The organism is Pseudomonas viciae (genome assembly GCF_004786035.1).
In the GTDB taxonomy this organism is placed as follows: domain Bacteria; phylum Pseudomonadota; class Gammaproteobacteria; order Pseudomonadales; family Pseudomonadaceae; genus Aquipseudomonas; species Aquipseudomonas viciae.
In genome coordinates this window covers 5,177,349-5,191,243 of record NZ_CP035088.1, presented here as the reverse complement: position 1 = coordinate 5,191,243, position 13,895 = coordinate 5,177,349, and the positions used below count along the sequence as shown (strand labels likewise).

At 61.0% G+C, this 13,895-nt stretch carries 13 protein-coding genes and 1 riboswitch; of the genes, 12 read left to right on the top strand and 1 reads right to left on the bottom strand.

The window, feature by feature from the left end; translation table 11 throughout:
* The first annotated feature begins 591 nt into the window (after positions 1-591).
* The 12 genes from EPZ47_RS22895 to astE all read left to right on the top strand — a co-directional run bounded on the left by EPZ47_RS22895 (position 592) and on the right by astE (position 13,053).
* Entirely contained in the window at positions 592-1,365 is a 774-nt protein-coding gene (locus EPZ47_RS22895; protein WP_135846811.1) for an ABC transporter substrate-binding protein, read from the top strand.
* Positions 1,366-1,455: 90 nt separating this feature from the next.
* On the top strand, positions 1,456-2,145 hold the full coding sequence (locus EPZ47_RS22890) for an ABC transporter permease (protein ID WP_135846810.1): 690 nt from the start codon (positions 1,456-1,458) through the stop codon (positions 2,143-2,145).
* Positions 2,142-2,840 (top strand): ABC transporter permease, encoded by a 699-nt coding sequence (locus EPZ47_RS22885; protein WP_135846809.1) that lies wholly within the window; start codon positions 2,142-2,144, stop codon positions 2,838-2,840. Before EPZ47_RS22890 ends, EPZ47_RS22885 begins: the two co-directional genes overlap by 4 nt.
* Before the next feature lie 56 nt (positions 2,841-2,896).
* Positions 2,897-3,661, top strand: a complete 765-nt coding sequence (locus EPZ47_RS22880; protein WP_135846808.1) for an ABC transporter ATP-binding protein — start codon at positions 2,897-2,899, stop codon at positions 3,659-3,661.
* A gap of 113 nt (positions 3,662-3,774) precedes the next feature.
* On the top strand, positions 3,775-4,755 hold the full coding sequence (gene argR / locus EPZ47_RS22875) for a transcriptional regulator ArgR (RefSeq protein WP_135846807.1): 981 nt from the start codon (positions 3,775-3,777) through the stop codon (positions 4,753-4,755).
* Positions 4,756-5,155: 400 nt separating this feature from the next.
* Positions 5,156-6,376, top strand: coding sequence for an aspartate aminotransferase family protein (locus EPZ47_RS22870; RefSeq protein WP_135846806.1), 1,221 nt, complete (start codon positions 5,156-5,158; stop codon positions 6,374-6,376).
* 243 nt (positions 6,377-6,619) lie between these two features.
* Complete coding sequence (aruF, locus tag EPZ47_RS22865) at positions 6,620-7,639, top strand: arginine/ornithine succinyltransferase subunit alpha (RefSeq protein WP_003178851.1); 1,020 nt, start codon at positions 6,620-6,622, stop codon at positions 7,637-7,639.
* Between the two features lie 54 nt (positions 7,640-7,693).
* Positions 7,694-8,719, top strand: coding sequence for an arginine N-succinyltransferase (gene astA / locus EPZ47_RS22860; protein ID WP_135846805.1), 1,026 nt, complete (start codon positions 7,694-7,696; stop codon positions 8,717-8,719).
* On the top strand, positions 8,716-10,185 hold the full coding sequence (astD, locus tag EPZ47_RS22855) for a succinylglutamate-semialdehyde dehydrogenase (protein WP_178084329.1): 1,470 nt from the start codon (positions 8,716-8,718) through the stop codon (positions 10,183-10,185). Before astA ends, astD begins: the two co-directional genes overlap by 4 nt.
* 144 nt (positions 10,186-10,329) lie before the next feature.
* Positions 10,330-11,676 (top strand): N-succinylarginine dihydrolase, encoded by a 1,347-nt coding sequence (gene astB / locus EPZ47_RS22850; RefSeq protein ID WP_135846803.1) that lies wholly within the window; start codon positions 10,330-10,332, stop codon positions 11,674-11,676.
* A gap of 69 nt (positions 11,677-11,745) precedes the next feature.
* Positions 11,746-12,033, top strand: coding sequence for a hypothetical protein (locus EPZ47_RS22845; protein ID WP_003178862.1), 288 nt, complete (start codon positions 11,746-11,748; stop codon positions 12,031-12,033).
* Positions 12,034-12,045: 12 nt separating this feature from the next.
* Complete coding sequence (gene astE, locus EPZ47_RS22840) at positions 12,046-13,053, top strand: succinylglutamate desuccinylase (protein ID WP_135846802.1); 1,008 nt, start codon at positions 12,046-12,048, stop codon at positions 13,051-13,053.
* A 59-nt stretch (positions 13,054-13,112) separates the two neighbouring features.
* Here the strand turns inward: astE and EPZ47_RS22835 are convergent, their stop codons facing one another.
* Complete coding sequence (locus EPZ47_RS22835) at positions 13,113-13,622, bottom strand: 6,7-dimethyl-8-ribityllumazine synthase (protein ID WP_135846801.1); 510 nt, start codon at positions 13,620-13,622, stop codon at positions 13,113-13,115.
* Between the two features lie 100 nt (positions 13,623-13,722).
* A riboswitch (FMN riboswitch) is annotated at positions 13,723-13,890 on the bottom strand.
* Positions 13,891-13,895: the final 5 nt, after the last annotated feature.

Below are 13,895 nucleotides of genomic sequence, written 5' to 3'. Positions count from 1 at the left end.
CCCGATTTGTGGGAACAAGGCTTGCCCGCGATGCAGGCGATGCGGTCCTTCAGAAACCGAGGCGCTTGCATCGCGAGCAAGCTTTGCTCCCACAACTCAGCGCGCCTGGAGCAGTCGGCGAATAAATATCGACCTTCAAAGCAGGACGCTTCCGAACGTTACCCGTGTTTCGAAATGTGTAACCAAAGGCGCCACAACGGGGCGGCGGGAAACGCAAAGCCCCGTTTCAGGGCCTTTGCCTACCCCTCATAAAATAAGCCGACACGCTGTGCTTGCCGGATTAGAAGGGTTTGCGAATAATGGGCCCGCTATTTGCAGCATAGATCGGTTTCCCTTCTTTTGCTCTTGCATGAATTTGCGGGGCTGTCAATGTGCTTGAACAGCTTTCTCGGTGCTTCTGTAATTTGTTGTCGCATTGAAGAAATATCGGCTTCGGACCTGTCGTTAGAATGCCGATCACTCGCTCGTCGTGGCTCACGTTGAATAAAACGTGGGCTTCCTAGGACGCAGCACCAAAGTTCGTTCCACCCATTCGCATATTGGGCTGTTGCTCACTCTGCCGTTTTCGCCCTTTACCGATGGAGTTCCAAGATGAAGAAACTTGTGCTGCTTGGCGCCCTGGCACTGTCCGTGCTGTCCCTGCCGACATTCGCCGATGAGAAGCCTCTGAAGATCGGTATCGAAGCGGCGTACCCTCCGTTTGCCTCGAAAGCCCCGGATGGCAGCATCGTCGGTTTCGACTACGACATCGGCAATGCGCTGTGTGAAGAGATGAAGGTCAAGTGTGTGTGGGTCGAGCAGGAATTCGACGGCCTGATCCCGGCGCTCAAGGTCCGCAAGATCGACGCGATTCTGTCGTCCATGTCGATCACTGAAGATCGCAAGAAATCCGTTGATTTCACCAACAAGTACTACAACACCCCGGCGCGTCTGGTGATGAAGGCCGGTACCCAGGTCAGCGACGGCCTGGCCGAGCTCAAGGGCAAGAACATCGGCGTGCAGCGCGGTTCGATCCACGAGCGTTTCGCCCGTGAAGTCCTGGCCCCGCTGGGTGCCGAGATCAAACCGTACGGTTCGCAGAACGAGATCTACCTGGATGTAGCCGCCGGCCGTCTCGACGGTACCGTGGCAGACGCTACGCTGTTGGATGACGGTTTCCTGAAAACCGACGCCGGCAAAGGCTTTGCGTTCGTCGGCCCGGCCTTCACCGATGAGAAATACTTCGGCGACGGTATTGGTATCGCGGTTCGCAAGGGTGATGCGCTGAAAGACAAGATCAGCAGCGCGATTGCCGCTATTCGCGAGAACGGCAAATACAAGCAAATCCAGGACAAGTACTTCGCCTTCGACATCTACGGCAAGTAACGACGTCCCGCCACTCGTGCGAAATGGCGCAAGCAACAGGATCTCTGCGGTTTGCGCCATTTTTTCATCCCACTTTCGAGGACCTGAATCATGTTGAAAGGCTACGGGGCTGTCATCCTCGATGGCGCATGGTTGACGCTTCAGCTCGCCTTGTCGTCCATGGTCCTGGCCATTGTCCTGGGGCTGATCGGGGTCGCGTTGCGCCTCTCGCCGGTGCGTTGGTTGGCGTGGTTGGGTGACCTGTATTCCACGGTCATTCGCGGCATTCCCGATCTGGTGCTGATCCTGCTGATTTTCTACGGCGGCCAGGACCTGCTCAACCGCGTAGCACCGATGCTCGGTTATGACGATTACATCGACCTGAACCCGCTGGCGGCCGGTATCGGCACCCTGGGTTTCATCTTCGGTGCGTACCTGTCGGAAACCTTTCGCGGTGCGTTCATGGCGATCCCCAAGGGGCAGGCCGAGGCGGGCATGGCGTACGGCATGAACGGGTTCCAGGTGTTTTTCCGGGTGCTGGTGCCGCAGATGATCCGGCTGGCGATTCCGGGCTTCACCAACAACTGGCTGGTGTTGACCAAGGCTACGGCGCTGATTTCGGTGGTGGGCCTGCAAGACATGATGTTCAAGGCCAAGCAGGCAGCGGATGCCACTCGCGAGCCTTTCACCTTCTTCCTGGCAGTGGCGGCGATGTACCTGGTGATCACCAGTGTCTCGTTGCTGGCATTGCGTCACCTTGAGAAGCGCTACTCGGTAGGCGTAAGGGCGGCTGATCTATGATCTTCGACTACAACGTCATTTATGAAGCCCTGCCGCTGTACTTCAGTGGCCTGCTGACCACCTTGAAGCTGCTGGCGCTGTCGCTGTTTTTCGGTCTGCTGGCGGCGCTGCCTCTGGGGCTGATGCGGGTGTCCAAGCAGCCGGTCGTCAACATGACGGCGTGGCTCTACACCTACGTGATTCGCGGCACGCCGATGCTGGTGCAGCTGTTCTTGATCTACTACGGGTTGGCGCAGTTCGAAGCCGTGCGCGAGAGTTTCCTCTGGCCGTGGCTGTCCAGCGCGACCTTTTGTGCATGCCTGGCCTTTGCCATCAACACCAGTGCCTACACCGCCGAAATCATCGCCGGCAGCCTGCGGGCCACGCCTAACGGTGAGATCGAGGCGGCCAAGGCCATGGGCATGTCGCGCTACAAGCTGTATCGCCGGATCCTGCTGCCGTCGGCCCTGCGCCGGGCGCTGCCGCAATACAGCAACGAAGTGATCATGATGCTGCAGACCACCAGTCTGGCGTCCATCGTGACCCTGATTGACATCACCGGTGCCGCGCGCACGGTGAATGCGCAGTACTACTTGCCGTTCGAGGCTTACATCACGGCCGGCGTTTTCTACCTGTGCCTGACCTTCATCCTGGTGCGCCTGTTCAAACTGGCCGAACGCCGCTGGCTGGGTTACCTGGCCCCGCGCAAGCACTGATAACGCATCGATCCGATCGACTGCTCAACGACTGACGTTTTGTGAGAACCGACCGCATGTACAAGCTTGAAGTCCAAGACCTGCATAAACGCTATGGCAGTCACGAAGTGCTCAAGGGCGTGTCCCTGAAAGCCGCCGCCGGCGATGTGATCAGCATCATCGGCTCCAGTGGCTCGGGCAAAAGTACTTTCCTGCGTTGCATCAACCTGCTTGAGCAACCCCATGCCGGCAAGATTCTGCTCAACAACGAAGAGCTGAAACTGGTGGCCGGCAAGGATGGCGCCTTGAAGGCTGCGGACGCCAAGCAGCTGCAGCGCATGCGTTCGCGATTGTCGATGGTGTTCCAGCATTTCAACCTGTGGTCCCACATGACCGCGCTGGAAAACATCATGGAAGCGCCGGTGCATGTGCTGGGCGTGGCCAAGGCCGAGGCTCGCGAAAAGGCCGAGTATTACCTGAACAAGGTCGGCGTGGCGCATCGCAAGGACGCTTACCCGGGCCACATGTCCGGCGGCGAACAACAGCGCGTGGCGATTGCCCGGGCGCTGGCGGTGGAGCCTGAGGTGATGCTGTTCGATGAGCCGACGTCGGCCCTCGATCCGGAGCTGGTGGGTGACGTGCTCAAAGTGATGCAGGCCCTGGCCCTGGAAGGCCGGACCATGGTGGTGGTGACTCACGAAATGGGCTTTGCCCGCGAAGTCTCGAACCAACTGGTGTTCCTGCACAAAGGCATCGTCGAAGAAAGCGGCAACCCACGCGAAGTGCTGGTCAATCCGCAATCGGAGCGCCTGCAACAATTTCTTTCGGGCAGCCTCAAGTAATCGCTCCCGTTACGCACCTGATTTGGGTCATGCTGCGCGCCGCGCGCCAGATGGTCTAATTTGGTTGCAGCCGCTTTCGGCTTTAACACTGTTTTCGCTTCGGATTGCCCGCCATGACTGCCCATCGAATTGGTTTCCTGATTTGGCCCAGCACTAAAGCCTTGACGCTGGCGCTGGCCGAGGAGGCCTTGCGTGTTGCTCAGCGGGTGCATCCGGATGTTGTCTACGAACTGTCGTTCTTGCAGGCCGAACCGCCCGCTGAGGGCGCCTGGCAATTGCCGGGTGAACCCTGGGTCGGCAAGCTCGAAGGCTTCCAGAAGCTGTTCCTGCTGGCCGATGAGCCGCCGACCGCGCTGGCCTCACCCCTGAGTAGCGCCCTCAAGCAACTGGTGCGGGCCGGTTGTGTGATTGGCGGTTTGTCCGCCGGGGTCTATCCCTTGGCTCAACTGGGTTTGCTCGACGGCTACCGTGCCGCCGTGCATTGGCGCTGGCAGGACGACTTCTCCGAACGCTTTCCCAAGGTCATCGCCACCAGCCATCTGTTCGACTGGGACCGTGATCGCCTGAGCGCTTGCGGCGGCATGTCGGTGCTTGACCTGTTGCTGGCGGTGCTGGCTCGCGATCATGGCGCGGAACTGGCCGGTGCGGTGTCGGAAGAACTGGTGGTCGAGCGCATCCGCGAGGGTGGCGAGCGCCAGCGTATCCCGTTGCAGAACCGTCTTGGCTCCAGCCATCCGAAGCTCACCCAGGCCGTGCTGTTGATGGAGGCCAACATCGAAGAGCCGCTGACCACTGACGAAATCGCCCAGCATGTGTGCGTGTCCCGTCGGCAGTTGGAGCGAATCTTCAAGCAGTACCTCAATCGTGTGCCGAGCCAGTACTACCTGGAACTGCGCCTGAACAAGGCCCGGCAGATGCTGATGCAGACCAGCAAATCCATCATCCAGATCGGCCTCTCTTGCGGTTTCTCCTCGGGGCCACACTTCTCCAGCGCCTACCGCAACTTCTTCGGCGCCACGCCGCGAGAAGATCGGAACCAGCGGCGCAGCAGCAGCCCGTTCGAACTGTCGTCGGTGCCGTCCGAGCGGGGCTAAGGCTGGCACAGCCGCCTTGTGGTGAGTGGGTCTGTGGGAGCAGGGCCTGTGGGAGCGAGGCTTGCCCGCGATGCAGGCGCCACGTTTGTGCAGGCTAACCGAGTTATCGTTCATCGCGAGCAAGCTTTGCTCCCACAGATAAATCCCCTCGCCACAAGTGTTGTGCCTGGCAAGGGGGAAGCGTCTGAATCAAATCTCGAGGCGGGCGCCTCAAATCCGCTGCCAACGTTTAAACTGCGCCTTTGCGACGCTATTTGTCGCATTGCCGTAAACCCGCGAAAAACGTGGGTTGGCGCTATAAGAAGTTGTCGCTTGGCGGCAAGGCCGGGCTGAAAACTGTCCTTACAATCCTCTCATCGCTCGCCAGTTTCAGGCGGGCGTTCCTCTTCAGGAGACTCCGATGTCCGTTGAGCAAGCCGCGGTACAACGCGCCGATTTCGACCAGGTGATGGTTCCCAACTATGCACCTGCTGCCTTCATTCCTGTGCGTGGCGCCGGTTCCCGCGTGTGGGACCAGTCCGGTCGTGAGTTGATCGACTTCGCCGGCGGTATCGCAGTCAACGTACTGGGCCATGCCCACCCGGCGCTGGTCGGCGCACTGACCGAGCAGGCCAACAAGCTGTGGCACGTGTCCAACGTCTTCACCAATGAGCCGGCCCTGCGCCTGGCCCATAAGCTGGTCAACGCCACCTTTGCCGAGCGCGCGTTTTTCTGCAACTCCGGCGCTGAAGCCAACGAGGCCGCCTTCAAGCTGGCCCGTCGTGTCGCGTTCGATCGTTTCGGCAGCGAAAAATACGAAATCATCGCCGCGCTCAACAGTTTCCACGGTCGCACCCTGTTCACCGTCAACGTCGGCGGGCAGTCGAAGTACTCCGACGGTTTCGGTCCTAAAATTACCGGCATCACCCACGTTCCTTACAACGACCTGGCGGCTTTGAAAGCAGCTATCTCGGACAAGACCTGCGCCGTGGTGCTGGAGCCGATCCAGGGTGAGGGCGGCGTGCTGCCGGCTGAACAGGCTTACCTGCAAGGTGCCCGCGACCTGTGCGATGCCCACGACGCGCTGCTGGTGTTCGACGAAGTGCAGACCGGCATGGGCCGCAGCGGCCACCTGTTCGCCTACATGCACTACGGCGTGATCCCGGACATCCTCACCAGCGCCAAGAGCCTGGGCGGCGGTTTCCCGATCGCGGCGATGCTCACCACCGAAGCGCTGGCCAAGCACCTGGTCGTCGGCACCCACGGCACCACTTACGGCGGCAACCCGCTGGCCTGCGCGGTGGCTGAAGCGGTGATCGATGTGGTCAATACCCCTGAAGTGCTCGGCGGTGTCAAAGCCAAGCACGAGAAGTTCAAGGCGCGTCTGGAACAGATCGGCGAGAAGTACGGCCTGTTCACCCAGGTGCGTGGCTTGGGCCTGCTGATTGGCTGCGTGCTGAACGACGCCTGGAAAGGCAAGGCCAAGGACATTTTCAACGCCGCCGAACAGGAAGGCCTGATGATCCTGCAAGCCGGTCCGGACGTGATTCGCTTCGCCCCGAGCCTGGTGGTGGAAGATGCTGACATCGATGCCGGCCTGGACCGTTTCGAGCGGGCTGCGGCGAAGCTGACTCAGGCCTGAGGGCTGAGGGCTGAGCTGAATCCCCCTGTGGGAGCGAGCTTGCTCGCGATGGCGGTGTCTCAGTGAAATGAATGTTGGCTGACACTGCGCTATCGCGAGCAAGCTCGCTCCCACAGGAGTCTTGCAGCGGCTGAAAAATCGAAGACCGCCGCAGATGCAATGCGGGCCAGCGTGTTCGTTTAGTTTTTTTCTGTGTATCGACCTGACGGTCGAACCCTTTATTTCAAGTTAAGGAGTGACACCATGCTGGTGATGCGCCCCGCGCAAATGGCGGATCTGGGCGAGGTACAGCGTCTGGCTGCGGACAGTCCGATCGGTGTCACTTCCTTGCCGGATGACGTGGAACGCCTGAGCGACAAGATCGCCGCGAGCGAAGCCTCGTTTGCCGCCGAAGTCAGCTTCAACGGCGAGGAAAGCTATTTCTTCGTCCTTGAAGACACCGCCACCGGCAAACTGGCCGGTTGCTCGGCCATCGTCGCGTCGGCCGGTTATTCCGAGCCGTTCTACAGCTTTCGCAACGAGACCTTCGTCCACGCCTCCCGTGAGCTGAAGATCCACAACAAGATCCACGTGCTCTCCCAGTGCCACGACTTGACCGGTAACAGCCTGCTGACCAGTTTCTATGTGGTTCCAGAGTTGGTCGGCTCGCCATGGTCGGAACTCAATTCTCGCGGGCGCCTGTTGTTCGTCGCCAGCCATCCGGAGCGGTTCGCCGATTCGGTGGTGACCGAGATCGTTGGCTACAGCGACGAGAATGGCGACTCGCCGTTCTGGGACGCTATCGGCCGTAATTTCTTCGACCTCAACTACGCTGCCGCCGAGCGTCTGTGCGGGCTGAAAAGCCGCACCTTCCTCGCCGAGCTGATGCCGCATTACCCGATCTACGTGCCGCTGTTGCCGGACGCTGCCCAGGAGGCCATGGGCCAGGTTCATCCGCGGGCGCAGATCACCTTCGACATCCTGATGCGCGAAGGCTTCGAGACCGATCATTACATCGACATCTTTGACGGTGGCCCGACCTTGCATGCGCGTGTCTCGGGAATCCGCTCGATTGCCCAGAGCCGCGTGGTGCCGGTCAAGATCGGCGAACCGGTCAAGGGCGCCGGCCGCCAATACCTGGTGGCCAATGCCCAGTTGCAGGACTACCGCGCCGTGCTGCTCGAGCTCGACTACGCGCCGGGCAAACCTGTGACATTGGACATGGAAGCGGCCGAGGCCTTGGGCGTTGGTGAAGGTGCCAGCGTGCGCCTGGTGGCGGTTTAACGCCTTACAGCTGAGTTTCGCGGGTGGCGCAAGCGGCCCGTTTGAGGAGATAGCATGATCGTTCGTCCCGTACGCAGCAGCGATTTACCCGCTCTGATCGCCCTGGCCCGCAGCACTGGCACTGGCTTGACCACCTTGCCGGCCAACGAAGAGCGTCTGGCCCATCGGGTCGGCTGGGCCGAGAAGACCTTTCGCGGCGAAGCCGGGCGCGGTGACGCGGACTACCTGTTCGTGCTCGAAGACGATGACGGTCGCGTGGTGGGCATTTCCGCCATCGCCGGTGCCGTGGGGCTGCGTGAACCTTGGTACAACTTCCGGGTCGGCCTGACGGTCAGCGCCTCCCAGGAACTGAATATCTACCGGGAAATCCCGACGCTGTTTTTGGCCAACGACCTGACCGGCAATTCCGAGCTGTGTTCGCTGTTCCTGCACGCCGACTTCCGTAGCGGCCTCAATGGCCGGATGCTGGCCAAGGCGCGGCTGTTGTTCATTGCTGAATTCCCGCAGTTGTTCGGCAACAAGATCATCGCCGAGATGCGCGGCATGTCTGACGACAACGGTCGTTCGCCGTTCTGGGAAAGCCTGGGCCGGCACTTCTTCAAGATGGAATTCAGCCAGGCCGATTACCTGACCGGCGTGGGCAACAAGGCGTTCATCGCCGAGCTGATGCCCAAGTTCCCGTTGTACACCTGTTTCCTGTCCGAGGACGCCCGTGCGGTGATCGGCCAGGTTCATCCTGACACCGAACCTGCGTTGTCGATGCTCAAGAGTGAAGGTTTCAGCTACCAGGGTTACGTCGACATCTTCGACGCCGGCCCGGCGGTGGAATGCGAAACCGGCAAAATCCGCGCGATTCGCGACAGCCAGGCGCTGGTGCTGGCCATTGGCACGCCGGGTGATGACGCCACGCCATTCATCATTCATAACCGTAAGCGCGAGGACTGCCGTATCACGGCCGCGCCGGCGCGCTTGGCTGCGGGCACCCTGGTGGTCGATCCGCTGACCGCCAAACGTCTTCAACTCAACGCCGGCGATCAGGTGCGTGCCGTCGCGTTGTCTGCTGCTCGGGAGTCGAAATAATGAATTCGCTGTACATCGCAGGAAGTTGGCTGGAAGGCCAGGGCGACGTTTTTGAGTCGTTGAACCCGGTGACGCAGCAGGTGCTGTGGTCGGGCAAGGGCGCCACGGCTGCGCAAGTGGAGTCGGCGGTGCAGGCCGCGCGCCAGGCGTTTCCGGACTGGGCTCGGCGCACGCTGGATGAGCGCATCCAGGTACTGGAGGCCTTTGCCGCGACCCTGAAAAGCCATGCTGAAGAACTGGCCCAGTGTATCGGTGAAGAAACCGGCAAACCGTTGTGGGAAGCAGCCACTGAAGTCACCACCATGGTCAACAAAATCGCCATTTCGGTACAGAGTTACCGTGAGCGGACCGGCGAGAAGAGCGGCCCCCTGGGCGACGCCACCGCCGTGCTGCGCCACAAGCCTCACGGCGTGGTGGCGGTATTTGGCCCCTACAACTTCCCTGGCCACTTGCCCAACGGCCACATCGTGCCCGCCCTGCTGGCCGGCAACAGCGTGCTGTTCAAGCCGAGCGAGCTGACGCCGAAAGTCGCCGAACTGACGGTCAAGTGCTGGGTCGAGGCCGGCCTGCCAGCGGGCGTGCTGAACCTGCTGCAAGGCGCGCGGGAAACCGGTATCGCCCTGGCGGCGAACCCGGGGATCGACGGGCTGTTTTTCACTGGCTCCAGCCGCACCGGCAATCTCTTGCATCAACAATTCTCCGGACGCCCGGACAAGATCCTGGCGCTGGAAATGGGCGGTAACAACCCGCTGGTGGTGGATGAGGTAGCGGACGTCGATGCGGCGGTCTACACCATTATCCAGTCCGCGTTCATTTCTGCCGGCCAGCGCTGCACCTGTGCGCGCCGCCTGCTGGTGCCGGAAGGTGCGTGGGGCGATGCCTTGCTGGCGCGCCTGGTGGCGGTCAGCTCGACCCTCGAGGTGGGAGCCTTCGACCAGCAACCGGCGCCTTTCATGGGCTCGGTGATTTCCCTGGCCGCGGCGAAGGCGTTGATGGACGCGCAGAACCATTTGTTGGGCCTGGGCGCCGTGCCGCTGTTGGCCATGACCCAACCCCAGGCCCAGGCGGCGTTGCTGACGCCGGGTATCCTCGACGTGACGGCGGTGGCCGAGCGTCCTGACGAGGAGCTGTTCGGGCCGTTGCTGCAGGTGATTCGCTACACGGATTTCCCAGCGGCGATCGCCGAGGCCAACAATACTCAATATGGCCTGGCCGCCGGTTTGCTGTCGGACTCCGAAGCGCGTTACCAGCAGTTCTGGCTGGAGAGTCGTGCCGGTATCGTCAACTGGAACAAACAACTGACGGGGGCTGCCAGCAGCGCACCGTTCGGCGGTGTCGGCGCTTCGGGCAACCACCGCGCCAGTGCCTATTACGCGGCAGATTATTGCGCGTACCCGGTGGCTTCCCTGGAAACTCCGAGCCTTGCCATGCCGGCTGCCCTGACCCCCGGCGTGCGCATGTCTTGAGACCGCCATCGCGGGCAAGCCTTGCTCCCACAGGCGTTATGCAAAACCTGTGGGGCAAGGCTTGCCCGCGATAGCCGCGCCGCGGTGTTCGATGAACCGTTACTTGATGCCTATAAAAAAACAGATTCTCGTGGAGCCTCGCTGATGAAATCCTATGAAGTCAACTTTGACGGTCTAGTGGGGCCGACCCATAACTACGGCGGGCTCTCGTACGGCAACGTCGCGTCCCAGAGCAACAGCCAGCAGTCCTCCAACCCCAAGGAAGCGGCGTTGCAGGGCCTGGCGAAAATGAAAGCGCTGATGGACATGGGTTTCCAGCAAGGGGTGCTGGCGCCACAGGAGCGCCCGGACGTGGCGGCCTTGCGTCGGTTGGGTTTTGCCGGCAGCGATGCCCAGGTCATCCAGCAGGCCGCGAAAGAAGCGATGCCGCTGCTGGTCGCCAGTTGCTCGGCCTCCAGCATGTGGGTGGCCAACGCCGCCACCGTCAGCCCGAGTGCTGATACCGCTGACGGTCGCGTGCATTTCACCGCCGCCAACCTGAACTGCAAATACCACCGCAGTATCGAACACCCGACCACCAGTCGCGTGCTGGGGGCGATGTTCGCCAACCAGCAACACTTCGCCCATCACGCCGCATTGCCGGCGGTGGCACAGTTCGGCGACGAAGGCGCGGCCAACCACACCCGTTTCTGCCGCGCCTACGGCGAGGCCGGTGTCGAATTCTTCGTCTTCGGTCGCAGTGCTTTCGACACCCGTTACCCCGCACCGCAGAAATACCCGGCGCGCCAGACCCTGGAAGCCTCCCAGGCCGTTGCCCGTCTGCATGGGTTGAGGGAAGAGGGCGTGGTGTACGCCCAACAGAACCCGTCGGTGATCGACCAGGGTGTGTTCCACAACGACGTGATCGCGGTGGGCAACGGCGAAGTGCTGTTCTATCACGAGGATGCGTTCCTCGAGACCGACAAGATGCTGGCCGAGCTGAGCAGCAAACTCGCCAAAGTCGGTGGGAAATTTCAGTCGGTGTGTGTACCGCGTTCGGCGGTGACGGTCGATGACGCCGTGCGTTCCTACCTGTTCAATAGCCAGTTGTTGTCGCGTCCCGACGGCTCGATGCTGTTGATCGTCCCGGAAGAGTGCCGCAGCAACGAGCGCGTCTGGCAATACCTGCAAGGCCTGACGGGCTCCGGCGGGGTGATTCGCGAGGTGAAGGTCTTTGACCTCAAGCAGAGCATGCAGAACGGTGGCGGCCCGGCGTGCCTGAGGTTGCGCGTGGCCCTGAATGAAACCGAGCTGGCGGCCGTCAACCCAGGGGTTATCATGACCGCGCCGTTGTACGATTCGCTGACCCAATGGGTCGAGCGGCACTACCGCGACCGCATGGCCGAAAACGATCTGGCGGACCCGCAGTTGTTGCTCGAGTGCCGTGCGGCACTGGATGAACTGACACAAATCCTTAAACTTGGCGCGGTTTATCCTTTCCAGATCAATTGAAAGCGCGCGCGACCTGACTACAGTCAAAGCAGGGCGCGTTGCCTTATCCCCAGACGAGAACGTTAAAACATGAGCGATACCCTGCAGCTGATCCTTGAAGACACCGACGGCACCCAACTGGAAACCTCCTGCACCCGCGTCGCGGTGATGTGGCAAGGCAAGGAGTTGTGGATCCAGCAGGACGGCCGCGGCCAGCTGTTGATTGGCGTCGATGTCGAAGAAGGGGATGAGGAATACGCCAACCTGTTGTTGCGTCCATTGGCGACCAATCTGGTCAGCCTGCAACTGGAAATGGAACCGGCGGACGTCGGCGACGATGACCATGTCCATGGCCCGGATTGCGGCCACGACCATTAAGGAAACCGCGCTATGCTCGCCCTCGGCAAACTGCTTGAACTGACCCTCGCTGGCCGTGAACCGGCGGAGAAGACTCAACTGACTGTCGAAGGCGTACGGATGCGCTGGTTGAGTGAGGGCGCGCTGGAGGTCAAACCGCCCGAAGCCCGGGATAACGGCTTGGACCTGCTGTTGTCGGCCGGTATCCACGGTAACGAAACCGCGCCCATCGAATTGCTCGACCGCTTGCTGCATGACATTGCCCGAGGCGATTTGAAGCCTCGGGCACGCATTCTGTTTCTGTTCGGCAACCCCGAGGCCATTCGGCGCGGAGAGCGTTTCGTCGAACAGGACGTCAACCGGCTGTTCAATGGTCGCCATGAGCTGAGCGGTGGTGTCGAGGCGCTGCGGGCCTGTGAGTTGGAACGGTTGGCCGCGAGTTTCTTCAGCCGGCCAGAACGCAGCCGCCTGCATTACGACCTGCACACTGCCATTCGCGGTTCGAAGATCGAGCAGTTCGCCCTCTACCCGTGGAAAGAAGGCCGCCAGCATTCACGCCGTGAACTGGCACGCCTGCGCGCCGCCGGCATGGAAGCGGTGCTGCTGCAGAACAAACCGTCCATTGTGTTCAGTGCCTATACCTACGACCAGCTCGGCGCCGAGTCCTTCACACTGGAACTGGGCAAGGCCCGGCCGTTCGGGCAGAACGACGGCGTCAACGTCAGCCTGCTGGAAACCCGCCTGCAACAGATCATCGAAGGCCGCGAACCTGAAATGGATGAGGGGCTCGATGGTCTGCAGCTGTTCAGCGTGGCGCGGGAAATCATCAAGCACAGCGACAGCTTCCGCCTGAATCTGCCGGCGAGCGTTGAAAACTTCTCGGAGTTGGCCAAAGGCTATGTGCTGGCCGAAGACATCGCCCAGACACGCTGGGTGATTGAAGAAGAGGGTGCCCGGATCATTTTTCCGAACCCCAAGGTCAAGAATGGCTTGCGGGCGGGAATCCTGATCGTGCCGGCGACTGACGAAAACCTGATCTGAAGTCCCCACAAAACAAATGTGGGAGCGAGCAAGCTCGCTCCCACAGTTTTTTTGCAGCTTTAAACCGCTACCGCCCGCTGCTCACTACGCCGCAACGCCCGGGTCTTGTGCAGCGTATCGGCACAGGTCTTCGCCGCTTCCTGGCCCTTGTGCACAAAATGCTCGAAGAAGAACTTCTGATGCTCTTCCCCAGCATGGAAGTGATGGGGGGTGAGCACGACCGAGAACACCGGCACTTCGGTTTCCAACTGAACCTGCATCAGGCCGCTGATCACCGATTGGGCGACGAATTCGTGACGGTAGATGCCGCCATCCACCACCAGGCCGGCAGCGACGATGCCGGCGTAACGGCCTGACTTGGCCAGCAGCTTGGCGTGCAGCGGGATTTCAAAGGCGCCGCCGACTTCGAAGAAATCGATGTCGCTTTCCTGATACCCCTGGCTGATCATTTCCGCGACGAAGCCTTTGCGGCTCTGGTCGACGATTTCCTTGTGCCAGCAGGCCTGGATGAACGCAACGCGCTCGCCCGGATGACTTTTGCTTTTGCTGTCGATTGCAGTGGGTTGCATGTTCTGGTTCCTGTTTGTGTGAAAAACAGGGCGTCATGAATCGAAGGGGATTCGAGGGTACGCCGCGCACAGACAGTCGCAGTCGGCCCTTGGGTGTCGATCCCGTTCTCTCTTCATCCGGACTATGACCGTCGGCCCCGGGATCACACCGGGTCTGCTGACCTTGCCGCTACACCGCCAAAGCCGTGTATCGCCAAGCGCTCGCGGGCTATGCACCTTGCGTGCAATTACCGCCGGTGGGGAATTACACCCCGCCCTGAGAACGTTTTGCCG